This is a genomic window from Agrobacterium sp. ES01, from assembly GCF_050320885.1.
GTDB lineage: Bacteria > Pseudomonadota > Alphaproteobacteria > Rhizobiales > Rhizobiaceae > Allorhizobium.
The window spans coordinates 363,105-385,764 of record NZ_JBNQTH010000005.1; the positions used below are offsets into that span (position 1 = coordinate 363,105).

22 protein-coding genes are annotated in these 22,660 nt (G+C 56.3%); 18 read left to right on the forward strand and 4 right to left on the reverse strand.

The window, feature by feature from the left end; genetic code table 11:
* The first annotated feature begins 136 nt into the window (after window positions 1–136).
* From ACQQ2Q_RS16965 to ACQQ2Q_RS16990, 6 genes are all read left to right on the forward strand, one after another.
* A complete protein-coding gene (locus tag ACQQ2Q_RS16965; protein WP_428188281.1) occupies window positions 137–979 on the forward strand; it encodes a peptidylprolyl isomerase in 843 nt (280 codons plus the stop codon).
* A 57-nt stretch (window positions 980–1,036) separates the two neighbouring features.
* Window positions 1,037–2,278 carry a bifunctional glutamate N-acetyltransferase/amino-acid acetyltransferase ArgJ gene (gene argJ / locus ACQQ2Q_RS16970; protein WP_428188282.1) on the forward strand — a complete coding sequence of 414 codons (1,242 nt, stop codon included), beginning with the start codon at window positions 1,037–1,039 and terminating at the stop codon, window positions 2,276–2,278.
* A gap of 5 nt (window positions 2,279–2,283) precedes the next feature.
* Window positions 2,284–3,066 carry a GNAT family N-acetyltransferase gene (locus ACQQ2Q_RS16975; RefSeq protein ID WP_428188283.1) on the forward strand — a complete coding sequence of 261 codons (783 nt, stop codon included), beginning with the start codon at window positions 2,284–2,286 and terminating at the stop codon, window positions 3,064–3,066.
* Entirely contained in the window at window positions 3,063–3,476 is a 414-nt protein-coding gene (gene mutT, locus ACQQ2Q_RS16980) for an 8-oxo-dGTP diphosphatase MutT (protein ID WP_428188284.1), read from the forward strand. Before ACQQ2Q_RS16975 ends, mutT begins: the two co-directional genes overlap by 4 nt.
* 94 nt (window positions 3,477–3,570) lie before the next feature.
* Entirely contained in the window at window positions 3,571–3,891 is a 321-nt protein-coding gene (locus tag ACQQ2Q_RS16985; protein ID WP_428188285.1) for a hypothetical protein, read from the forward strand.
* A gap of 52 nt (window positions 3,892–3,943) precedes the next feature.
* Window positions 3,944–4,114 (forward strand): Flp family type IVb pilin, encoded by a 171-nt coding sequence (locus ACQQ2Q_RS16990; RefSeq protein WP_428188286.1) that lies wholly within the window; start codon window positions 3,944–3,946, stop codon window positions 4,112–4,114.
* A 27-nt stretch (window positions 4,115–4,141) separates the two neighbouring features.
* On the opposite strand, the gene ACQQ2Q_RS16995 is transcribed toward ACQQ2Q_RS16990, so the two are convergent.
* Window positions 4,142–5,023 carry a methyltransferase domain-containing protein gene (locus ACQQ2Q_RS16995; RefSeq protein ID WP_428188287.1) on the reverse strand — a complete coding sequence of 294 codons (882 nt, stop codon included), beginning with the start codon at window positions 5,021–5,023 and terminating at the stop codon, window positions 4,142–4,144.
* Window positions 5,024–5,106: 83 nt separating this feature from the next.
* Here ACQQ2Q_RS16995 and ACQQ2Q_RS17000 point away from each other — a divergent pair, with 83 nt between their 5' ends.
* From ACQQ2Q_RS17000 to ACQQ2Q_RS17020, 5 genes are read left to right on the forward strand one after another with little or no spacing between them, the layout of a single operon-like run.
* Window positions 5,107–5,859, forward strand: a complete 753-nt coding sequence (locus tag ACQQ2Q_RS17000; protein WP_428188328.1) for a ComF family protein — start codon at window positions 5,107–5,109, stop codon at window positions 5,857–5,859.
* 49 nt (window positions 5,860–5,908) lie between these two features.
* The gene (gene grxC / locus ACQQ2Q_RS17005; protein ID WP_428188288.1) at window positions 5,909–6,166 is read left to right on the forward strand and encodes a glutaredoxin 3; all 258 of its coding nucleotides are present in this window, start codon (window positions 5,909–5,911) and stop codon (window positions 6,164–6,166) included.
* 9 nt (window positions 6,167–6,175) lie between these two features.
* Entirely contained in the window at window positions 6,176–7,033 is an 858-nt protein-coding gene (locus ACQQ2Q_RS17010) for a carbon-nitrogen hydrolase family protein (protein WP_428188289.1), read from the forward strand.
* Entirely contained in the window at window positions 7,030–7,458 is a 429-nt protein-coding gene (locus ACQQ2Q_RS17015; protein ID WP_428188290.1) for a DUF1178 family protein, read from the forward strand. Before ACQQ2Q_RS17010 ends, ACQQ2Q_RS17015 begins: the two co-directional genes overlap by 4 nt.
* Entirely contained in the window at window positions 7,458–8,039 is a 582-nt protein-coding gene (locus ACQQ2Q_RS17020; protein WP_428188291.1) for a DUF3291 domain-containing protein, read from the forward strand. The genes ACQQ2Q_RS17015 and ACQQ2Q_RS17020 overlap by 1 nt, the downstream gene beginning before the upstream one ends.
* Window positions 8,040–8,046: 7 nt before the next feature.
* Here ACQQ2Q_RS17020 and ACQQ2Q_RS17025 read toward each other — a convergent pair whose 3' ends face one another.
* Window positions 8,047–8,598: a DUF924 family protein gene (locus tag ACQQ2Q_RS17025; protein WP_428188292.1), complete on the reverse strand. Its 552-nt coding sequence runs from the start codon at window positions 8,596–8,598 to the stop codon at window positions 8,047–8,049.
* A 30-nt stretch (window positions 8,599–8,628) separates the two neighbouring features.
* Window positions 8,629–9,375: a bifunctional 2-polyprenyl-6-hydroxyphenol methylase/3-demethylubiquinol 3-O-methyltransferase UbiG gene (gene ubiG / locus ACQQ2Q_RS17030; RefSeq protein ID WP_428188293.1), complete on the reverse strand. Its 747-nt coding sequence runs from the start codon at window positions 9,373–9,375 to the stop codon at window positions 8,629–8,631.
* Window positions 9,376–9,643: 268 nt separating this feature from the next.
* Between ubiG and ACQQ2Q_RS17035 the strand changes: the two genes are divergently transcribed.
* From ACQQ2Q_RS17035 to clpB, 7 genes are all read left to right on the forward strand, one after another.
* The gene (locus ACQQ2Q_RS17035; protein WP_428188294.1) at window positions 9,644–10,252 is read left to right on the forward strand and encodes an SH3 domain-containing protein; all 609 of its coding nucleotides are present in this window, start codon (window positions 9,644–9,646) and stop codon (window positions 10,250–10,252) included.
* Between the two features lie 208 nt (window positions 10,253–10,460).
* Window positions 10,461–11,735 (forward strand): aspartate kinase, encoded by a 1,275-nt coding sequence (locus tag ACQQ2Q_RS17040; RefSeq protein WP_428188295.1) that lies wholly within the window; start codon window positions 10,461–10,463, stop codon window positions 11,733–11,735.
* Window positions 11,736–11,821: 86 nt separating this feature from the next.
* Window positions 11,822–14,089: a phosphoenolpyruvate--protein phosphotransferase gene (ptsP, locus tag ACQQ2Q_RS17045; protein ID WP_428188296.1), complete on the forward strand. Its 2,268-nt coding sequence runs from the start codon at window positions 11,822–11,824 to the stop codon at window positions 14,087–14,089.
* Between the two features lie 25 nt (window positions 14,090–14,114).
* The gene (gene prfA, locus ACQQ2Q_RS17050; RefSeq protein WP_428188297.1) at window positions 14,115–15,194 is read left to right on the forward strand and encodes a peptide chain release factor 1; all 1,080 of its coding nucleotides are present in this window, start codon (window positions 14,115–14,117) and stop codon (window positions 15,192–15,194) included.
* A complete protein-coding gene (gene prmC, locus ACQQ2Q_RS17055; protein WP_428188329.1) occupies window positions 15,188–16,069 on the forward strand; it encodes a peptide chain release factor N(5)-glutamine methyltransferase in 882 nt (293 codons plus the stop codon). The genes prfA and prmC overlap by 7 nt, the downstream gene beginning before the upstream one ends.
* Window positions 16,070–16,400: 331 nt before the next feature.
* Window positions 16,401–17,039 carry a DUF4167 domain-containing protein gene (locus tag ACQQ2Q_RS17060; protein WP_428188298.1) on the forward strand — a complete coding sequence of 213 codons (639 nt, stop codon included), beginning with the start codon at window positions 16,401–16,403 and terminating at the stop codon, window positions 17,037–17,039.
* Window positions 17,040–17,360: 321 nt separating this feature from the next.
* Entirely contained in the window at window positions 17,361–19,988 is a 2,628-nt protein-coding gene (gene clpB, locus ACQQ2Q_RS17065; protein ID WP_428188299.1) for an ATP-dependent chaperone ClpB, read from the forward strand.
* A 98-nt stretch (window positions 19,989–20,086) separates the two neighbouring features.
* On the opposite strand, the gene ACQQ2Q_RS17070 is transcribed toward clpB, so the two are convergent.
* Entirely contained in the window at window positions 20,087–22,018 is a 1,932-nt protein-coding gene (locus ACQQ2Q_RS17070; RefSeq protein ID WP_428188330.1) for a M23 family metallopeptidase, read from the reverse strand.
* Between the last annotated feature and the right edge of the window lie 642 nt (window positions 22,019–22,660).

Here is a 22,660-nt window from a genome sequence, read left to right on the forward strand (position 1 = left end):
TGCGTGACAGATAAGAGGGGGGTCGAATGATGTCAACGGGACAGGTGGCTGCGCTGACGCGCCTTTGTCGTGGTTTTGACAATTTTCAGTCCGAATGAGCGGTTCGGAAATCAGCTTCCATCCGAAAGGTCTTTTCATGTTGCGCAATTCTAAACTCGCCCTGGTCCTTTGCCTCGGCCTTACTGCAGCGCCGTTCGCAGCGCTTGCCGAGGATGCCGTGGTGGCGAAGGTCGGTGACCTCGATATCCACCAGTCGGAACTCGATCTCGCCATCGCCAATCTGGATCCGCAACTTCAGCAGCTTCCAGAGGAGCAGAAAAAGGTCGCGGCTCTGTCCGGCGTCATTGATGTGAAGCTGCTTGCCGGCAATGCGACCGCCGAAGGCCTTGATCAAGATGAGGCATTCAAGAAGCGCATGCAGTACATCGCCGATCGCGAGTTGCATAACGCCTACTTCAAAAAGCATGTCGTTGATGCCGTGACCGATGACGAAGTTAAAGCGCGCTACGACAAGGAAGTCGCGGCCCTGCCACAGCAGGAAGAGGTTCATGCGCGCCACATTTTGGTAAAGACCGAGGATGAAGCCAAGGCAATCATCAAGGAACTCGACGAGGGCAAGGACTTCGTTGAACTCGCCAAGGAGCATTCTACCGATCCGAACAAGTCGGAAGGTGGCGATCTCGGCTATTTCGGCAAGGGCCGTATGGTTCCGGAATTTGAGGAAGCTGCCTTTGCCATGGAGCCTGGCACCTATTCCAAAGTGCCTGTAAAAACGCAGTTTGGTTTTCACATCATCAAGGTCGAAGACAAACGCGTCGCGGCTCCGCCAGCCTACAAGGATGTCGAGCAGCAGATACGTCAGCTGGTCATGCGTGACAAGTATCTCGAAGTGATCGCCAAGTCCAAGGCCGATGCCAAGGTTGAAATCATGGATGACGATCTTCGCAAGGGCTATGAAGACGTCAGCAAGCAGCCTTAACAGACTCTATGATTACCGGACCCGCTTTTGCGGGTCCTTTCAAATCAGGCAAAATAAATGTCCGAATCCATTTCCCCACTCGCTCCTAAAACCTATCCCGATATGCCTGCGATCCGTGGCGTTGCCATGTCGACCGCCGCGGCCGGGATCAAATACAAGAACCGCACAGACGTGTTGCTGATGGCATTTGATCGCCCAGCCGCGGTTGCCGGTGTTTTTACAAAATCCAAATGCCCTTCCGCACCGGTTGATTTTTGTCGCGCCAATCTCGACGGGGGCGTTGCCCGTGGGCTTGTGGTCAATTCGGGCAATGCCAATGCCTTTACCGGCAAAAAAGGCAAGCAATCGACCGAGCTTACCGCGAAGTCTGCAGCGCAAGCGCTCCAATGTGCGGAGAGCGAGATATTCCTCGCTTCTACCGGTGTGATTGGCGAACCGCTCGATGCCACAAAATTTGCAGGTGTTCTGGGCGACATGGCCAGTGGTGCAAAGGGCGACTTCTGGCTCGAAGCTGCCAAGGCGATCATGACAACGGATACGTACCCGAAAGTGTCGACTCAGAGTGCGTCCATCGGTGGAGTTCCGGTCACCATCAACGGTATTGCCAAGGGCGCCGGAATGATCGCGCCCGATATGGCAACCATGCTTTCCTTCGTGGTGACGGATGCCAATATCGCGGCAGAGGCGCTGCAGGTGCTTCTGTCGGAAGCAGTTGGTTCGACCTTCAATGCGATAACTGTTGATAGCGATACGTCGACCTCCGACACGTTGATGCTGTTTGCGACCGGGGCTGCCTCCGACGATGGCCAAGCGCTTGTCGAGACGGCCGACGATCCCGCGCTTTCATCCTTCAAGACGGCTCTTGGTCTCCTGCTCAAGGATCTGGCCCTTCAGGTGGTCAGAGATGGTGAAGGTGCACGAAAGATGTTGGAAATCACCGTCACCGGTGCTGAGAGCGATCTCGCTGCCAAGACGATCGCGCTTTCGATTGCAAATTCACCTCTGGTGAAGACAGCTGTCGCTGGTGAAGATGCTAATTGGGGCCGTGTGGTGATGGCAGTCGGCAAGGCCGGCGAATTGGCTGATCGCGACAAGCTGGCAATCTGGTTTGGAGATGTTCGTGTAGCCGTCGATGGAGAACGCGATCCGGATTATTCGGAAGCTGCAGCTTCGGCTGTGATGAAACAGGAAGACATTCCGCTCAAGGTCGATCTCGGCCTTGGTGACGGTCGGGCCATTGTCTGGACCTGCGACTTGACCAAGGAATATGTCGCCATCAATGGTGACTATCGAAGCTGATGATCATGAATGAAAGCAATGGGAATAATGTGAGCCTGCCTTTGGTACGACGGCTTGAGGCGGTCGGCTTTCGGGCGTGGCCGGCGGCATCCGTGCAATATGACGGAAGTTGGCAGGTACGGCTGACAGGGGGGCATTCGTCAAAACGTCTGAATTGCATTGTTGCTCTCGATCCGTCCGATGGCCGGGATATCGCGATCCGTCTCGAGAAGGCGTCGCGAAAGTTCGTGTCCTATGGCAGGCCATTGGTTGTTCGCGAGACGCCACTCACGCCGCCAGCAATGATCGGTGAAATGCGGTCGAGCGGATGGGAGCGGTTCGAAACGGTGATCGTCAAGACCTGCGATCTTGCGGCACTTGACCTTCCCGAGACCATGGATCACCTGCCAAACCACGATATTGGCCGTTTTGTCGATGCGAGCCTCACCCTTTCGGGTGAGGGCTCGTCGTTCAAGCCGGGATTGGCCGAAGTGTTGAGTGCCATCAAGCCGCCGCTCGGTCTGTTCACGATCGAACGCCCGCAAGAGGGTCCTCTTGCTGCAGCACTTTGTGTTCAAGACAATGACCTTGCAGGCATCATGGCTCTCATGGTTTCTGCGGCTCGCCGCGGCGAGGGGATCGGCACCGAAATTTTATCCGCGGCCTTGCGTTGGGCGAGAGTGCGTGGCGCGCGCATGGCCTGGCTTCAAGTTGAGGAAAATAACACCGCAGCCGAGGCTCTCTACAAGAAATTGCGTTTTGTTGAAGCCTATCGCTATCATTACTGGCGTGATGCGAGTGTTGCATGAGCGGAGCGGACAAGAAGATTTTACTCGTGGCGGCCTGCGCCTTGATCGATGCGGATGGGCGTATACTTCTGGCCCAGCGTCCCGAGGGCAAATCGCTCGCGGGCCTTTGGGAGTTTCCAGGCGGTAAGGTTGAGCCGGGCGAATCGCCAGAGGAGACCCTTATACGAGAGCTTGAGGAAGAACTCGGGATCATCACAAAAATTCCGTGTCTGGCCCCACTGACGTTTGCCAGTCATACCTACGAGACCTTTCACTTGCTGATGCCGCTTTATATCTGCCGCCGCTATGAGGGTATTCCTCAGGGACGGGAAGGACAGGCATTGAAGTGGGTGCGGTCTCAGGCGTTGCGCGATTATCCAATGCCTCCTGCTGATGAGCCCCTGATCCCCTTCCTACAGGACCTTTTGTAGCGCTTACGGATTTTCTGCCCATTTCTTAACAAGCCGTTTACCAGAATCAGGCAGGGTTTAGCCTGATTAATGCGTTTGTGCCTGTGAGGCTTGTATGGTGGATGAGGATTTCTGGGATGCTGTTCGGACACGCGAACGGCGCACGGCAAAATCCCACAAGACTGGTGTTTTGAATATTGCCCTTCTTTTCGGGATGGTTGTGATCGCGCTTTCGCTGATCGTGACGCCTATGCTGTCAGGCAATTCAGACAAGCGGCAACTGGCATTTACGCCTGACGATTTTGACAACATCACCACTGGATCGATTGATCAATCGGGCCAGGGCAGGCGCTACACGATCCGTCGCAGCATCCTTCAGGAAATGCCCGGTTCTGTATGCATTATCTCGGGCGACGACAGCGGCGGTCGTTGCTGAGCGTCTTTGGGCAGGTTTAACCGGCGCTGCCGGCGAAAGGATTTGGATGCGTATGTTGAAGAATTTTGCGCAGGCTTGTTCTGGAGCAACATCGATTGAATATGCCATAATTGCCTCGCTCATTGCCGTGGCGATTATCTCTGGCGTTACTGCGCTTGCTGGAAGTGTGAACAACACATTCACGAAAGTCAGTGACACCGTCGTGGAGAACAGCGGAAACTGATATCAGTTTCACCGGGTCGGTTGATCCTCACCCGGTCGTTTGCTTATCCACAGACAGAGCGTCCGCCAAGCGCATCTTTGCCGAGCCAGGCTTTAGAGGCTTTTGCTGGCTCTCATGCGGCGCCCATCCCGATACATAGACGAATGAAAACGTCGCGCGAATGCGTCCATCCGGATCAGAATGGCGCTCGGCATACAGTTCCGCTACGCGCTGCATGAACCGTTTCCCAACGGGTCTGCGCGATCGGCCGAGCAACGGATTGGCCATGCCCATGGCCTTCAGATCGCGCATCAGCGGTAATATCGAATCATAGCGAACGGTGTAGGTCTGAGCATCGACGACGGGGAGAGAAAAGCCCGCGCGCTGCAACAGCGCACCCATGTCGCGAATGTCAGCGAAGGGAATGACGCGCGGACTGGCACCGCCGGAGAGTTCGACCTCAGCAGCCAGCATGACATCGCGAAGTTCGGATAGCGTGCCAGCGCCTGGAATTGCCGCCAATAAAAGGCCATCGGGCTTGAGCGCCAATCGCATCTGGAAGAGAACGCCTGGAATATCGTTCATCAGATGCAGGATCAGCGGCGACAGGATCAAATTGACAGACTGCGGCTCCAGCGGCACTGTTTCGAACGAAGCTTCCGTCACCTTTTCGCCCGGGGATGCAAAGGCGGTATCGGTTTCCACGCGGATCATCGTGCCGATCTTGCCGGTCGCCATGCATTCGCGGGCAGTAATGCCGTTGCCGCCATGAAGTTCAGCTGCGACTTCGAAATGGCGCTCGACCAATTGCAGGCGCTCGGCCAGTTCCTGGGCTGCGATTTCGAGGAGGAAACCTGCGCTTGCGTCCTTTGCCTGGATCGCATTCAGGCGATTTGTGGCGACGAGATCGAGATCGAAGAGTTTTTCCATAATGACTTTCCACTAAACCTAGATGGCCAATGAGCCGGATACGGCCTAAAGTCAAATCCATGCAGACACCGTCAACGAGATCGATAGGGCCGATTTTTGGCACGAACATGGTTCGTGTGGCAAAAATCCTGCGTGATCTTGTCTATCCACCGACATGTGCAGGATGTCGTCGCAGCATAGCGTTGCACGGCGGACTTTGTGCCAATTGCTGGTCGTCGATCCCCTTTATCGAGAAACCCTTTTGCGACGTTCTTGGCTCGCCATTTTCCCACGATCCGGGTGCCGGCATCTTGTCAGCCGAGGCAATTGCCAATCCACCGGTCTTCGACCGGCTACGCTGCGTTGCACTCCATGATGGTATTGCCCGTGATCTTGTTCATCAGTTGAAGTACCAGGACCGCACCGATCTTGCACCGATCATGGCAAGGTGGATGCTGCGTGCCGCATCGACAGAGATTGAAGTATGCGATGCAATTGTCGCTGTTCCTTTGCATCGCAGTCGGCTGGTTAGCCGACGGTTCAACCAGTCAGCCGAACTTGCGCGACATCTCGCGCAGTTGTCCGGGAAACCATTTCTTGCTCACGCTCTGGTGCGGACCAAACGGACAAACCGACAGGTCGGGCTGACCGCGACGGCACGGAAGACCAATGTTCGCGGGGCATTCGCGATTGCAAAGGGCCATGAAGATCAGGTCTTCGGTCGGCGCCTGATCCTGGTAGACGATGTCTACACGACGGGTGCGACGGCGACCGCGGCAACACGGGCTTTGAAGCGGGCAGGCGCCGGCGACATCACCGTTTTGGCCTTTGCAATGGCCCTTGCCACGCCTATATGACCGGTTAAGTTAAGCGTTTACAGCACAGCGCTGCTTCACGGAGACACATATGGCACAGGTCACTATCTACACGCGTCAAGCTTGCGGTTTTTGCGCACGCGCCAAATCTCTTCTGGAGGAGAAGGGCGTTGCCTATGACGAGCATGACGCCACGGGTAATGCCGAATTGCGCCAGGAGATGATCCAGAAGGCGAATGGTCGGTCCACTTTTCCGCAGATCTTCATCGGCGACAGCCATGTCGGCGGTTGCGATGATCTCTTTGCGCTTGAGCGGGCTGGAAAGCTCGATCCCATGCTCTCCAACTGAGGTATTCCCATGTCACTGAAAGTTGCTGCGATCCAGATGTGCTCCGGAACAGATCCGGAAAAGAACGCGCATGACATGGAGCGTCTGGTGCGCGAAGCGGCGGATCATGGCGCCCGCTATATCCAGACACCTGAGATGACCGGTGCAGTGCAAAAGAACCGCGCAGGCTTGATGGAGATCCTGCGCGACGAGGAAAGCGATCTCATCGTCCAAAAGGCGGCAGCGCTTGCAAAGGAACTGTCCGTTCATTTGCATATTGGTTCCACGGCAATCGCGCTTGCGGACGGAAAAATTGCGAACCGGGCTTTTCTGTTTGGCCCTGACGGGCGCAAGCTTGCGACCTATGACAAGATTCACATGTTCGACGTCGATCTCGACAATGGCGAAAGCTGGCGGGAAAGCTCTGTTTACAGACCGGGCACGTCGGCCAAACTGCTCGATTTACCATTTGCGCGTCTGGGATTCGCTATTTGTTACGATGTGCGCTTTCCGCACCTGTTTCGTGCGCAGGCTATGGCCGGTGCGCAGATCCTCACTGTTCCCGCTGCCTTTACCAAGCAGACGGGTGAGGCCCATTGGGAGGTTCTGCTGAGGGCACGCGCTATCGAGAACGGCACCTTTTTGATTGCTGCAGCCCAGGCGGGTCTGCATGAGGACGGACGCGAGACCTTCGGCCATTCGATGGTGATCGATCCCTGGGGCAAGGTTCTGGCGCATGCCGGCGGCGTAGGCGAATCTGTCGTTCTGGCCAATGTCGATCTCGCTGAAGTGAGTGCTGCGCGCGCCAAGATACCCAACCTCAAGAATGGTCGCGAGTTTTCGATCGACATCCTTCCGGAACTTGCCAAGGGAGGCATTACAGTTTGATCCGCTATTCGCTCGTTTGCGAGCAGGCGCACGGGTTTGAAGGCTGGTTCTCATCCAGCGCAGATTTCGACCAGCAGCGCGAGATGGGTTATCTCACCTGTCCCGTGTGCGGCTCCCCTGACATTACAAAGGAACTGATGGCACCATCTGTTGCGACGGGTCGCACGAAGGACGCCAGCCACGCGCTTGCGGTCAATCAGGCGCAGCAGCAGGCCATGCAACAGCTGAAAGAGGCTGTGGCGACAATCAAGGCCAATAGCGAGGATGTCGGAACGCGCTTTCCTGAAGAGGCTCGCAAAATCCACTACGGCGAGGCCGATGCTCGCGGCATTATCGGCCAGGCGTCGGTCAACGAGGTCAAGTCGCTTCTGGATGAAGGGATTGCGATCTCGCCTCTGCCAGCTTTGCCCGACGATGCAAACTGATGTCGGGCGCCTTTCATCTGGCAATCTATAATTTTGGCATACACGTTGCGCCTTATGGTGACCCGGCTGTTGAGGGGTTTGTAAAGCGGGAGCCTTTCAATTTTGAAGCGGCCCGCCGTGCCGTGGGTTATGTCGGGCGCTCTGGCTATGACGGCGAGCCCGGCCCGGAGAGTTGGGGCGAACAGGTTTTTCCGCGCTTTCTCAACGGTAGCGGTTACGAAGCAGGCCCTTCGTCGCTGTCCCTTTGGCAGGATATCGAGTGCTTGATGGCGTTTTCCTATTCCGGTGTGCATTCGGAAGCGTTGAAAAATGCCCGCAACTGGAATGTGAAACAGAAATGGCCTTCTCTCGTGCTGTTCTGGATTGTCGCTGGTGAGAAGCTAGAATGGAGTGACGCGGTCAGGCGGTTCGAACAACTTGCCGATTACGGCGCTTCGCCATCCGCTTTCACCTTCAAACAGGCTTATGACCCTGAAGGCAGGCCCTACGAAGTTGACAGAGAACGGGTGAAGATACTTGCTGCTGCAAATGTCGAAGGGCAGCTGGAGCTGCTGGAGGCGGTTCGCAGATTGCCTGCCTAACCGAGCGCTAACCTCTGAAACCATCGTCGTCGAGATAGGCCTGTTCTTCGACCGTTGTGTCGCGCCCGAGTGCGGCGTTGCGATGCGGAAAACGACCGAATTTCTTGATGATATCATAATGGGTCACCGCCCATTTGAGCGCTTCTTCATCGCCCGTCTTTTCGCGATGAGCAACGAACAGGCGAAGCGAATATTCCTGGTCAGCCATATCTTCGGAATGTTCAAAGGGCAGGTAAAAAAATGGGCGGAGCTCTGGCTCCACTTTCCTGTCAAAAGCGTTAGCCAGCGCGCGTCGGGCAATGGCTCGGGCCAGACCATCAACGGCGTAGGAATGGGCGCTACCGCGATAGAGATTGCGGGGGAACTGGTCGACCAGCAGGAGAAGTGCCAGGGCACCTTCGGGTGATGCCTCCCAATCGGCTAGCTCTCGCTTGGAGGCCTTGATGTGCAGGTCGGCGTAGTTATCTGCAATTTCACGATCCAGCGCTTCACTGCCCGAAAACCACGCTTCTGGTCCGTGCCGAAGCCAGAAATCAATAATGTCTTTTGGAGTGGTCACGTCTGCGTCTCCCTGGTCTCTTGTTGCCGCTCAGGCCGGACGATGGGTCAACATCATGTAGTTCACATCCGTGTCAGGCGACAAATTCCATTGGTTGGCCAGTGGATTGAAAAATACGCCGATTTTTTCGGACACTTCCATGCCGCTTTCTCGCAATGGGGCTTCCAATTCGTCGGGGCGCACGAGCTTCTCGTATTGATGTGTTCCGCGGGGCAGCCAGCGCAACACATATTCCGCGCCGACGATAGCAAGGGCTGCGGCCTTGAAGGTGCGATTGATGGTGGAGATCAGCATCAGGCCGCCCGGGCGGACCATGGAGGCACAGGTCGAAATGAAAAACGGAACATCGGAGACGTGCTCGACGACTTCCATATTGAGTACGATGTCGAAGGTTTCGCCCGCTTCGGCTAGGCTCTCGGCTGTCACTGCGCGATAATCCACTTCAACGCCGGACTGTGTCGAGTGCGTCTTGGCAATGCCGATATTCTTTTCAGACGCGTCGGCGCCCAGCACATCAGCGCCCATTCGTGCGACGGGCTCAGATAGCAAGCCTCCACCGCAGCCAATATCCAATACGCGCAGTCCCGACAGAGGCTGATGTGCGAGAGGATCACGGGTGAAATGCTCCGACGCTTTGTTGCGAATATATTCAAGCCGGACCGGATTGATCTTATGCAGCGGTTTGAACTTGCCAGTCGGATCCCACCACTCCGCAGACATTGCGGAAAAACGGTCGACTTCGCTCTGGTCTATCGTGGTGCGCGCCTGCTCGGTCATTGGGCGTCTCCCTAAATTCGTGTCCCCACCAAGTCGGATGGAATGATGCCAAAGTCAAGGAACTAGGACGTCATCTGCACAATGACAATGAACCTCCATGTCGCACGGGTGATCGGGAAGGACTTCGGGTCAATTGCCTCTTCCCTGCTCTCGTAAAGGCAAACGGCACAGCCATGGGAACAAGCGGCGATCCAGACGCGTTCAGGTGGGGTTCACGAAAGGACGCATAAGACGTTCTCACGAGGAACATGCTCAAGGAGTCCCATATATGAATAAGCTGACCATCATAGCCGCAACATTTGCGATGAGCGCGCTGGCCCCGGCTATCGCTCAGGCCGCGCAAGGCTTTGCGACCGCAAACGTTAATCTGCGTGCTGGACCGAGCACTCAATATCCGGCCGTCACCGTAATTCCTGAGGGTGCCCGTCTCGATATCGGTGGCTGCATGCGAAGTGCCAACTGGTGCGATGTCAACTATCGCGGTATTCGCGGCTGGGTTTCGGCAAGCTATCTGCAGGCTTCCTATCGCCAGCAGCGTGTTCATGTCGGTCCCCAATATTATTCGCCGCTCGGTATCCCCAATGTGACCTTCTCAGTGGGCTCTTACTGGGATCGAAACTATCGTGGTCGCGACTTTTATCGCGAACGCAACGACTGGGATAATAACGGCAATCGCCATCACCGCCGAGACGCCCGTCCGGAACGTCGCGATGATGCGCGTCCCGATCCGCGCGACGTTCGCAGAGAGCCGTCGCGTGACGACCGCAAAGAAGTGCGGCGCGATGATCACAGAAACTGGAAGAGAGATGGTGAGCGAAGGGGTGAGCGCTTTATATGCCCTCCGGGTATGGACGACTGCACACCGCCTCAGCGGTAATGCTTCGGGGGACGTTTTTTGGGCGTCCCCTTTTTTATTCGAGACAGTCGGCGAGTTGCAGTTGAAGGAACTCTGCACAGGCAATCACGCGGCCATTGAACTTGTGCCGGTATTTGGCTATGAGACCGCAACCTCTTGGTCCGGTCCTGCCGGATGATTGTTGTCTTGCGGCGCCATTCGGCGCCGAATATCTGTATCGGTAAGGCCCATGGCTCGCATCGTCATGAAATTTGGCGGAACTTCCGTCGCCACTCTTGAACGCATCCACAATGTCGCGCGCCACGTTAAGCGCGAAGTTGACGCCGGCCACGAGGTCGCTGTTGTCGTGTCCGCCATGTCTGGCAAGACGAATGAGCTCGTGGAGTGGGTGCAGACCATGCCAAAGGTGGCAGGTGCAGCGTCACCCTTTTACGATGCGCGCGAATATGATGCCGTTGTTGCTTCTGGTGAACAGGTGACTGCCGGTCTTCTGTCCATCGCGCTTCAGTCCATGGGTGTGAACGCGCGGTCGTGGCAGGGCTGGCAGATCGCGGTGAAGACCGACAACGCCCACGGCGCTGCGCGTATTCAAGAAATCGATGGTGCGGATATCATTCGCCGGATGGGTGAGGGACAGGTGGCTGTCGTCGCAGGGTTCCAGGGCATCGGACCTGACAACCGGATCGCGACACTCGGTCGCGGCGGATCGGATACTTCTGCCGTGGCAATTGCTGCTGCCGTCAAGGCTGACCGCTGCGACATCTATACCGACGTGGATGGCGTCTACACCACCGACCCGCGTATTGTGCCAAAGGCGCGGCGCCTGAAGAAGGTTGCCTTTGAGGAGATGCTGGAAATGGCATCGCTCGGCGCCAAGGTGCTGCAGGTGCGCTCGGTCGAGCTTGCCATGGTCCACAAAGTTCGCACCTTTGTGCGCTCCAGTTTTGAAGATCCCGATGCGCCGGGCATGGGAGACCTTGTAAACCCGCCCGGAACATTGATTTGCGATGAGGAAGAAATCGTGGAACAGGAAGTAGTTACCGGTATCGCCTATGCCAAGGATGAAGCGCAGATCTCGCTACGGCGTCTTTCCGACCGTCCCGGCGTCTCTGCTGCGATCTTCGGACCATTGGCAGAAGCGCATATCAATGTGGATATGATTGTCCAGAACATCTCCGAAGACGGTTCCAAGACCGATATGACCTTTACCGTGCCTTCGGGCGATGTCGACAAGGCGATGCAGGTTCTCGGTGAGAACAAGGATACGATCGGTTACGATGTCGCTCAGACCGAATCGGGCCTTGCCAAAGTGTCGGTCATCGGCATCGGCATGCGCAGCCATGCGGGCGTTGCGGCCTCGGCCTTCAAGGCGCTTGCCGAAAAGGCGATCAACATCAAGGCGATTACAACGTCGGAAATCAAGATTTCCATTCTCATCGACGGTCCATACGCAGAACTAGCTGTCCGGACTTTGCATTCCTGCTACGGTCTCGATAAGAGTTGAGGCGAGGGGTGACTATTCACCCAACTGATTGAAGCCGGGGTGGCCATCCCAACCGCCCCGCTTCTGATATTCGGGGAGCGGGCGAGATGAGAGACCTGTCTGCGGGTCCACGCGTACTGCTCAAGCGGCTGCGCGAACTTATGGCGGAGCCGCTGGAGCCTCAGGAGCGGTTGGACCGCATTGTGAGCCAGATCGCGAGCAATATGGTGGCGGAAGTGTGTTCCGTTTACGTATTGCGGTCCGACGGTGTTCTCGAGCTTTATGCGACAGAAGGTCTCAACAAGGACTCGGTCCACCTTGCCCAACTGAAAATGGGGCAGGGGCTTGTTGGCACGATTGCCGCCTCTGCGCAGCCTTTAAGCCTTTCCGATGCTCAGGCCCATCCTGCTTTCCGCTATCTGCCGGAGACGGGTGAAGAGATCTACCATTCCTTCCTCGGCGTTCCTATTTTGCGCGCAGGTCGCAGTTTGGGCGTTCTCGTCGTCCAGAACAAAGCGCAGCGCAATTACCGGGAAGACGAGCTTGAAGCTCTGGAAACGACAGCCATGGTCATGGCCGAGATGATCGCGACGGGCGAACTGAAGAAGATCACCCGACCGGGCCTGGAGCTCGATCTGACGCGTCCCGTCACGATCGAAGGCGACAGCTATTCTGAAGGGATCGGTCTTGGATATGTGGTTCTCCACGAGCCGCGGATCGTGGTGACCAATCTTCTCAACGAAGATACCGACACCGAACTTCGGCGCCTCGCTGAAGCGATCGGCTCCCTGCGCTTGTCCATCGACGACATGCTCTCGAGGCGGGAGGTGTCGATGGAGGGCGAGCATCGTGAAGTTCTCGAAACCTACCGTATGTTTGCCCATGATCAGGGCTGGGTGCGGCGCATGGAAGAGGCTATCCGCAACGGTCTGACTGCGGAAGCCGCGGTTGAAAAGGTTCAGAGCGACACCAAGGCGCGGATGATCCGGCTGACGGACCCTTACCTGCGCGAGCGCATGCATGATTTTGACGATCTGGCGAACCGCCTTCTGCGCCAGTTGACCGGATTTTCGCCGCATAGCGCAGAGCACGGGTTTCCAACGGATGCGATTATTTTTGCGCGGGCCATGGGTGCGGCAGAGTTGCTGGATTATCCGCGCGAGAATATTCGCGGCCTTGTGCTGGAAGACGGAGCCGTTACCAGCCATGTCGTGATTGTCGCCCGGGCCATGGGTATCGCTGTCGTCGGCCAAGCAACGGGTGCGGTTGCGCTCGCTGAGAATGGCGATGCCGTCATCATCGATGGTGACGATGCCGCGGTGCATATCCGTCCGGTGCCGGATCTTCAGAAAGCCTATGAAGAAAAGGTCAAATTGCGTGCCCGGCGGCAGGAACAGTTCCGCGCATTGCGCGATGTCGAGCCTGTAACGCTGGATGGCGAGGCGATCCATCTGCACATGAATGCCGGCCTGATGGTCGATCTTCCTCAGCTAGAGGAATCCGGTGCGGAAGGCATTGGGCTTTTCCGTACCGAGTTGCAGTTCATGATTGCCTCGACTATGCCGAAGGGGGAGGAGCAAGAGGCGTTTTATCGCAACGTTCTGAGGCAGTCGGGTGGGCGCCCCGTTACGTTCCGCACACTTGATATTGGTGGGGACAAGGTTCTTTCCTATTTCCGGGGGCACGATGAGGAAAACCCGGCCCTTGGCTGGCGGGCTATCCGCCTGTCGCTCGATCGTCCCGGCCTTTTGCGCATCCAGTTGAGAGCGTTGCTGAAGGCTGCTTCAGGTGGTGAGCTTCGGATGATGCTGCCCATGGTGACGCAGGTTGACGAGATCCGGGCTGCTCGGGAACTCATGCAAAAAGAAGTGCAGCACATCTCCAAATTTGGTCACCAACTGCCGAAGAAATTGCAGTTTGGTGCCATGCTCGAAGTGCCGGCCTTGCTGTGGCAACTCGACGAGTTGATGCAGGAAGTGGATTTTGTGTCGGTGGGATCGAATGATCTGTTCCAGTTCACCATGGCGGTCGATCGTGGAAATGCACGCGTTGCCGACCGGTTCGATGTCTTGAGTCGACCCTTTCTGAAAATACTGCGTGATATTGCGAGGGCAGGACAGCGGAACAATACGCCAGTTACCCTGTGCGGGGAGATGGCGGGCAAGCCACTCGGTGCCATGGCCTTGATCGGTCTCGGCTACCGCTCTGTCTCCATGTCACCGACGGCTATCGGGCCGATCAAGGCCATGCTTCTCGGTCTTAACGCTGGTAAATTACGAGCGCTGATGGATGCAACGCTGGACGATCCGAAAGCACCGACGTCGATGCGCGAAACGCTGAAGAATTTCGCTGCAACACATAATATTTCCGTCTGATCGCAGACTTATCCGGAGATCGAGCTTGGCAACGCTTCCCGTTGAAAAAATGCGCGAACTTGAGCGCCGTTTCGCAGAGATAGAAGCGCGCATGTCTGCCGGTCCTGCGGCTGATGTCTATGTGAAGCTGGCATCTGAATATTCCGAGCTGCAGCCGGTGGTGAAATCCATTCGCGAGTTTGAAAAGGCCACTGCGGAACTTGCCGATCTCGAGGCGTTGATGGCCGACAAGGCGACGGACCGCGAGATGCGGGATCTGGCAGAACTCGAGCTGCCTGAAGTGGAGGCGCGCATAGAGGCTCTGGAGCACGAGCTGCAGATCTTGCTGCTGCCGAAGGATGCCGCCGATGAAAAGAGCGCAATCCTGGAAATTCGTGCTGGTACCGGCGGCTCGGAGGCAGCCCTTTTTGCCGGCGATCTCTATAGAATGTACGAGCGCTTTGCGTCTGCGCATGGCTGGAAGGTTGAAACGCTTTCGGCGAGCGAAGGCGAGGCAGGTGGCTTCAAGGAAATCATCGCCACGGTTTCAGGCCGAGGCGTTTTTTCGAAGATGAAATTCGAGTCCGGGGTTCACCGGGTGCAACGAGTGCCGGAAACCGAGGCGAGTGGGCGTATCCACACATCCGCTGCGACAGTGGCCGTGCTGCCTGAAGCCGAGGATATCGACATTGAAATCAAGCCCGATGATATTCGCATTGATACGATGCGTGCCTCAGGCGCGGGCGGGCAGCACGTCAATACGACGGACTCTGCGGTGCGTATTACCCATCTACCGACAGGCCTCATCGTAACAAGCTCGGAAAAATCACAGCACCAAAACCGCGCAAAGGCGATGCAGGTGCTGCGCTCGCGACTACTGGATATCCAGCGTCAGAAGGCGGATAGTGAGAGGTCTGCAGATCGTAAAAGCCAGGTTGGTTCCGGCGACCGTTCCGAGCGTATCCGCACCTATAATTTTCCGCAGGGACGCGTGACCGATCACCGGATCAATCTCACGCTATACAAGCTGGATAAAGTCATGGAAGGGGAAATCGACGAATTGGTCGATGCTCTGATCTCGGACTATCAGGCGGGCCAGTTGGCTCAACTAGGCGAACAATATTGACCAGCGGCACTGTTTCCGTTTCGCAGATGATGGCCATAGCGCGTCTGGCTTTCGAGCAGGGCGATATCGCTGATGCGGCGACAGATGCGCGGATACTGATTGGCGGCTTGCTGAACCTGTCGACGACTGAACTCCTGACCCGGTCTGACAGGGTGTTGGAAGACAGTGAAATAATGCTTGTCGAGGCAGCCATTCAACGGCGCGTGCAACGTGAGCCTGTCCATCGCATCCTTGGTCGCCGCGAATTCTTCGGGATAGACCTTGAGCTATCGCCAGCGACGCTTGAACCCCGTCCCGACACGGAGATCTTGGTCGACCGCATCTTGCATCACCTGCGTCAGATTGTCGCGAAAAAGGGTTCAGCAAGAATTCTGGATTTGGGAACAGGCACCGGCGCCATTGGTCTGTCGCTGCTGCATGAATGCCCTCAAGCGGAAGCTGTGTTGTGCGATATTTCCTCGGACGCGTTGATCGTTGCGCAACGCAATGCGGAGCGCAATGAGCTTGCCGCACGTGTTCACACTGTCAAGAGTGACTGGTATCAGCAGGTCTCTGGGCAATTCGACATCATAGTGTCAAACCCGCCTTATATAGTCCGCAATGTTATCAGCTCCCTTGCCCAGGAAGTTATTGGTTTTGATCCTATTTTAGCATTGGATGGTGGGGTTGACGGTCTTGATGCCTACAGGACAATCGCGGCTGGCGCTGCGCCGTATTTGCTGGAAGGCGGTATGGTGGCTGTTGAGATCGGTTACGACCAAAGGGAGAGTGTTTGTCTCATCTTTACGTCTTGCGGGTATGTGCTGCACGAAGCTGCGCGAGACTATGGTGGGAATGATCGCGTGCTTGTCTTTGCACGCGATGCTGCGGTATAAAATTGCTGCGCTTGCACAAGAATGTAGCCGAATTTGAAGAAAAGGCTTGGATTTCAGGTAGAAGCGTAATAGCTTGCGGGCACGCATCGGGCAGCGGGGATGAACAATAGATTCGTTCGGGTCTGGCTCGGCTTCTATCTTGGTCTTCATTAATGAAGCGACTGTGAAGCGAACAGCTCCTGTTGCGTGATCAGTTAATTCGGCTTTTACCAGCGGCAGAATGAAGCAGTGGCGCACTTTGCCCGTGGCACGCGAAAAACTTGGTCCGGTATGGCCGGTCCAAAAGCGTAGCCCTTATATCATCAATCAAGAGAATTCAGGTGAGCATTCGATGAGGCCAGGACAGCAAAACAAGCGTGGTCGGGGACGTGGTAGCAACAATAACGGCGGCGGCGGTGGCGGCGGTGGTAACTTCAACCGCAAGGGCGCCAACCCGTTGACACGGACCTATGACAGCTCGGGTCCTGACGTTAAAATTCGCGGTACCGCTCAGCATATCGCCGAAAAATACTCGAACCTGGCGCGCGATGCTCAGAGTTCGGGTGACCGCGTGATTGCTGAAAATTACCTTCAGCATGCAGAGCATTATAATCGCATCATTGCGGCCGCGCAGGCGCAGTTGCAGGAACGTGCCCAGCGCGATGATCGCAACGATAACTCTGAACGCGACATGTCCGATAGCGACGATAACGATAGTTCAGACGATCAGCCAACGCCGGTCCGTGCAGCACCGCAACCCGAGATCGCTGGCAGCGGTCCGCAGCCGGTTATCGAGCCCAAACGTTCGGAGCAACCTGCTGAAGAGCAGCAACCAGTGCAGGCTGATGGTGCAGACGTTCCAGAAAAGCCGCGTCGTCGCAGTGCATCGCGACCTCGTCGTCAGCCGCGCCGCACCAGTGGCGCAGCCGATGAGACCGGTGCGAAATCGGAAGGTGGCTCTGAGCAACCCGTTCTCGCGGATTCGGAATAGCCTATTCAAACATGTCGACGATAAAGGGCTTCTGCGGTTTCGCAGGAGCCTTTTTTCCGTTTGGATCGGCGGTTAGAGCATTGGCCTTTGCCAAGTTTGGAGTGCGGTATATTGGGGGGCTCAGACGAAGCGATACGATTGTCGTTTTTCGGCTGATTTGCTCTTTAAAGGACAAAAATCACACCCCATATCCTGATCACAAGGCGGGGTGCCGTTCTCAGAAATCGACGCTTCCGACCAAGGGCCTGCCTAGCAAAGGGGGCCAATCCTTAACTTCCGTTCTGTGCCGATACGGGCAGTGCGGATATTGGAGACATGAATATGAATATCGAAAAATATTCCGAACGGGTTCGTGGCTTTCTGCAGTCGGCCCAGACGAATGCCCTTTCCGAAGGGCACCAGCAGTTCACGCCCGAACATGTGCTGAAGGTCTTGCTTGACGACGAACAGGGCATGGCTGCCTCGCTGATCGCGCGGGCCGGCGGTGATGCAAAGGAAGCGCGTATCGCCAATGATGCCGCGCTCGCCAAACTGCCGAAGGTATCCGGCGGCAATGGACAGGTGTATCTGGCACAGCCTCTCGCCAAGGTTTTTTCGACCGCTGAAGAGTCTGCCAAGAAGGCCGGCGACAGCTTCGTGACTGTCGAGCGATTGCTTGTTGCGCTGGCGATCGAAACCTCGGCATCGACGTCCGCTTCTTTGAAAAAGGCAGGCGTCACAGCGCAGGCTCTTAACCAGGTCATCAATGATGTTCGCAAGGGGCGCACTGCCGATTCCGCGAGTGCCGAAGAGGGTTTTGACGCTCTGAAGAAGTATGCGCGTGATTTGACGGAAGAAGCCCGCGACGGAAGGCTCGACCCTGTGATTGGACGTGATGATGAAATCCGCCGCACGATCCAGGTTCTGTCACGTCGCACGAAAAACAATCCGGTCCTGATTGGAGAGCCAGGCGTCGGCAAAACCGCGATTGCGGAAGGTCTTGCGCTTCGGATTGTCGATGGCGATGTGCCGGAAAGTCTGAAAGACAAGCAGCTTATGGCGCTCGATATGGGCTCGCTGATTGCCGGCGCCAAATATCGCGGCGAATTCGAAGAGCGTCTGAAGGCAGTGCTGAACGAAATTCAGTCCGAAAATGGTAATGTCATCCTGTTTATCGACGAGATGCATACGCTTGTCGGCGCGGGCAAGGCAGACGGTGCCATGGATGCCTCCAACCTGTTGAAGCCTGCTTTGGCGCGCGGCGAATTGCATTGCGTTGGTGCAACCACGCTTGACGAATACCGCAAGCATGTCGAGAAAGATCCGGCTTTGGCGCGTCGTTTTCAGCCCGTGATGGTCAATGAGCCGACGGTTGAAGATACGATCTCTATCCTGCGCGGCTTGAAGGAAAAATACGAGCAGCACCACAAGGTACGGATTTCCGATAGTGCGCTTGTTGCGGCTGCGACGCTTTCCAACCGCTATATCACGGACCGATTTTTGCCGGACAAGGCTATCGACCTCATGGACGAGGCGGCATCTCGCTTGCGCATGCAGGTCGATTCCAAGCCTGAAGAGCTGGACGAACTCGATCGACGCATCATCCAGCTTAAAATCGAGCGCGAGGCGCTGAAGAAAGAAACGGATGCCGCATCGGCAGACCGGCTGTTGAAGCTGGAAACCGAATTGACCTCGCTTGAAGAGGAAGCCGATGCTCTGACTGCACGCTGGCAGGCCGAAAAGCAGAAACTCGGTCTGGCGGCCGACCTCAAGAAGAAGCTGGACGAGGCTCGCAACGAGTTGGCGACAGCCCAGCGTCATGGTCTTTTCCAGAGGGCGGGTGAGCTTACCTATGGCGTGATCCCGGATCTTGAAAAGGAACTGGCTGCGGCGGAAGCAAACGATAGTTCGGCCGATGACAATATGGTCCAGGAAGTCGTTACGCCCGATGGCATTGCACATATCGTGTCGCGCTGGACGGGCATACCTGTCGACAAGATGCTGGAAGGCGAGCGCGACAAGCTTTTGCGTATGGAAGACGAATTGGCAAAATCCGTTGTGGGGCAAGGCGATGCGGTCCAGGCCGTTTCGCGTGCGGTCCGTCGTTCGCGTGCTGGCCTGCAAGATCCCAACAGGCCAATCGGCTCGTTCATCTTCCTCGGCCCAACCGGTGTCGGTAAAACCGAGCTCACCAAGTCCTTGGCGCGTTTCCTGTTCGATGACGATACGGCCATGGTTCGCATCGATATGTCGGAATATATGGAAAAACACTCCGTTGCCCGGCTGATCGGCGCACCTCCCGGCTATGTCGGATATGAGGAAGGCGGAGCGCTGACAGAAGCTGTGCGGCGTAAACCCTACCAGGTGATCCTGTTCGATGAGATCGAAAAGGCACATCCGGATGTGTTCAACGTTTTGCTTCAGGTTCTTGATGACGGGCATCTGACCGATGGTCAGGGGCGCACCGTGGATTTCAAGAATACGATGATCATCATGACCTCCAATCTTGGGGCAGAATATCTGACCAATCTGCCTGAGGGTCAGGATACCGACAGCGTGCGAGAACAGGTGATGGATGTGGTGAAAGCCTCGTTCCGTCCCGAGTTCCTCAACCGCGTGGACGAGATCATTCTGTTCCATCGTCTGCAACGGACGGAGATGGGTGCGATTGTCGATATCCAGATGAAGCGGCTGCTTTCTCTGCTGGCTGAGCGCAAGATCGTCATTGCGCTGGGTGATGATGCCCGGGAATGGCTTGGCGACAAGGGATATGATCCTGTCTACGGAGCGCGCCCGCTGAAGCGGGTGATCCAGAAATACCTGCAGGATCCTTTGGCTGAGCAAATTCTTGGCGGAACGATTGCCGACGGTTCGACAGTGACCGTCACGGCCGGCTCGGACCGTTTGCTATTCTCAGTCAAACGGAATGTCGAAAATGCAGCGGAGCCGAGCGAAGACAAGGCCGCTTGAGGCATGTTCCATCTGATCAACAAAACGGCGGCTCCAGGGCCGCCGTTTTTTGTATGACAGATGTACTTTGCTGCAACCGCGTCTGGCGGAGAAGCCAGCTATTTGGCGCTTGCAACGTCTGTCGACTTCCCAAGCAGGGTGTCGATGCGGCTGCGCTCGATTTCGAACTGTGCCAACGCGTCACCATTCAGTGATTTTCCGCCGGGCAGTCGCACCTTCATCGCATTCACCTTGGTGCCGTTGACGATGAGTTCGTAATGCAGATGTGCACCGGTAGATGAACCCGTCGACCCCACATAGCCGATGACCTGACCCTGAGTGATCTTCGCACCGGGAACAATGCCTTTGGCGCGACCGCTCTGATGGTTATAGGAGGTTTCATATCCGTTGGCGTGACGAATGATGGTCTGGTTTCCATAGCCGGATGACCATCCTGCTTTCTCGACAACGCCGTTACCGGTGGCGATGATCGGCGTGCCGACTGGGGCTGCCCAATCGGTACCGCTATGCATGCGCGAATATCCCAGAATCGGATGGCGGCGCATGCCAAAGCCGGAGCTCAGGCGGCCGTTCGGAACCGGATTGCGCAGCAGAAACTGGCGGATGCTTTTGCCATTCTCGTCATAGTAGTCAACGCTGCCATCGTCCGGATTCTGGAAGCGATAGAATGTGGTGATCGTATCGCCGAAGCGGGCGCGAACATAAAGCAATTCGGAGTTCTCAGTCGCCTTGCCACTCTCGTCGGCGACCGAGAAGAAGGCTTCCAGCGAATCTGTCGGCTTGAGCTGCGCCTGAAAATCGACATTGGCGGCGAGCAGCTTGATAACAAGCGCCGTCATATCCGTTGTCATTCCATAAGAGAGCGCCGCACGGTAGATGCCGTCATAGATGCGCGGAAGCTCGCGATTGGATACTATCGGCGCCTTCGTATCGTCGAAGGCGCTGTCGACCGCATCTATGCGCTGGGGCTCCTCACCTTGCACCATGCGGCCACGATCATTCGTTGCCATGGTCAAAATATGTTTGCCACCACGATAAATGCTCATGCGGACGATGCGCGCCATATCCTTCGTCTGCATCAGTCCCATCCGCAGAAGGTCGCCCTCCTCGAGATCGGCGGAGGCAAGCTGCTCGGACAGCAGCTTTTCCGCCTCTTGAGCCTGCGTATCGGGATAGCCCGCATTCTTTAGCGCCGCCGAGATCGTCTGAGGGCGGCGGATCGGTATCAGGTCGTCAGCATATTCCGGTTTACTGGCATCCTCTGCCTCCGGCATGGAGACTGTCAGATTTTCTTCGACGATGCGGGCACTGGGACCGACCGAGATATCCAGCGCGTTGTCGCTGCCGTCAAAACGGCGCGGGTCTATATAATAGAGTGCTGCAACCTGGGTGTTTCCATCGGTGAGAACCGAGCCGTTGGAGCGCACGTTTTCCTCGACTTCATCAAGGCTCATGCTGCCGGCAAAGGGGAATTTATTGTCTCGAACGGGGAAGGGGATTGTCTTTAGAGCAACTTCTGACTCCACATCGGAGTCATAAAGAGTGCCCGTGCGGGAGGCCACGGCACTGCTTTCATTGGCGGCAAAAATCGACAGCGGATCGAAGGGCGGATAATCTTCGGGCGCATTATATGCCGCAGCCAGGGCCATAGTCACATGGGAAAATGGCTGGCGGCGCACCACTTCGCGCTCGCCATCCTTAATGATGGTTGGCACTTCCAGGATGGCTTTGTCGGTCGGGCGTGCCGCAATTGCAGGAGAAAGCAAGCGTGCTCCGCGCGTCACGTCCGCTTCCGTGGCCGTGTCATCGCGGGTTATGGCAAAGGCTTCCGCTGGGATGGCCAGTTGCTGGCGCCCATCAAGAGCGGCAAACAAAGCCACGCCCATCAAGACGCAGGAGGTTATGCCGGTGAGAAACGTGCCCGACAGCCAACGAAGGGAAATTTCCCGGCGGTCCGGCGCGCGGTGGCCATCTGCCAGGATCGGCATATCATTGCCGAGTGTCCCCAATATCGTGCGGTCTGTTGTCACCTGTTCTTTAGACTCCGCCTCGTAAACCGGTTCCAGCCGGGGATCGCTATGCGCAAATCGCTTCGGCATAGTCGAAGCCATTTGCGCGCATGTGTAGCGACTGCCATTGCATTCGACTGCATATCGCCTTGCCCGCGCGCGCCCCTGTCTTACTGCATGAGCAAGGCAAGAGAGTCAATTTGACTGCTCGGCTACCTATACCCACGTCCGCTTATGGTCAGAACAATGTGAATTTCTGAGGGCAGGTGCCCCGGCGTTAACGACATCTTCACAGCTGTTCCAGCGACGGGGGACCGATGGTTTCCAGCCGAATCGCAGAGGGCGCAATATAGGATATTATTCATGGACTTAGAAGTTTCTTTGCCGTTTTTCCCAAAGCAGTGTTGACTTGAGTTTAGAGTGGGACTAGAACCCGCCTCACCGAACGAGAGGCGGCGGCGCTTCTGGCGACGCAGACTTTTGTTTCGGTAAAAAATCTTCGAGATTGGCTGAGATGCTGGTTTGCCTGGTACTTGAAAGAGGGTTGGGCATTGAAGGTTTGACGCTTTTGAATGAGTGTCGGTTATTTGACAATTGAATATGGAAGAAAGAGAAACGTGGACGGCGGTGTCGCGTGGGGTGACTTAATTGTCGCTCTAATGA

Coding starts and splice junctions, on each gene's coding strand:
- ACQQ2Q_RS16965 (WP_428188281.1), top strand. CDS start 137: ATGTTGCGCAATTCTAAACTCGCCCTGGTCCTTTGCCTCGGCCTTACT.
- argJ (WP_428188282.1), top strand. CDS start 1,037: ATGTCCGAATCCATTTCCCCACTCGCTCCTAAAACCTATCCCGATATG.
- ACQQ2Q_RS16975 (WP_428188283.1), top strand. CDS start 2,284: ATGAATGAAAGCAATGGGAATAATGTGAGCCTGCCTTTGGTACGACGG.
- mutT (WP_428188284.1), top strand. CDS start 3,063: ATGAGCGGAGCGGACAAGAAGATTTTACTCGTGGCGGCCTGCGCCTTG.
- ACQQ2Q_RS16985 (WP_428188285.1), top strand. CDS start 3,571: ATGGTGGATGAGGATTTCTGGGATGCTGTTCGGACACGCGAACGGCGC.
- ACQQ2Q_RS16990 (WP_428188286.1), top strand. CDS start 3,944: ATGTTGAAGAATTTTGCGCAGGCTTGTTCTGGAGCAACATCGATTGAA.
- ACQQ2Q_RS16995 (WP_428188287.1), bottom strand. CDS start 5,023: ATGGAAAAACTCTTCGATCTCGATCTCGTCGCCACAAATCGCCTGAAT.
- grxC (WP_428188288.1), top strand. CDS start 5,909: ATGGCACAGGTCACTATCTACACGCGTCAAGCTTGCGGTTTTTGCGCA.
- ACQQ2Q_RS17010 (WP_428188289.1), top strand. CDS start 6,176: ATGTCACTGAAAGTTGCTGCGATCCAGATGTGCTCCGGAACAGATCCG.
- ACQQ2Q_RS17020 (WP_428188291.1), top strand. CDS start 7,458: ATGTCGGGCGCCTTTCATCTGGCAATCTATAATTTTGGCATACACGTT.
- ubiG (WP_428188293.1), bottom strand. CDS start 9,375: ATGACCGAGCAGGCGCGCACCACGATAGACCAGAGCGAAGTCGACCGT.
- ACQQ2Q_RS17035 (WP_428188294.1), top strand. CDS start 9,644: ATGAATAAGCTGACCATCATAGCCGCAACATTTGCGATGAGCGCGCTG.
- ACQQ2Q_RS17040 (WP_428188295.1), top strand. CDS start 10,461: ATGGCTCGCATCGTCATGAAATTTGGCGGAACTTCCGTCGCCACTCTT.
- ptsP (WP_428188296.1), top strand. CDS start 11,822: ATGAGAGACCTGTCTGCGGGTCCACGCGTACTGCTCAAGCGGCTGCGC.
- ACQQ2Q_RS17060 (WP_428188298.1), top strand. CDS start 16,401: ATGAGGCCAGGACAGCAAAACAAGCGTGGTCGGGGACGTGGTAGCAAC.
- clpB (WP_428188299.1), top strand. CDS start 17,361: ATGAATATCGAAAAATATTCCGAACGGGTTCGTGGCTTTCTGCAGTCG.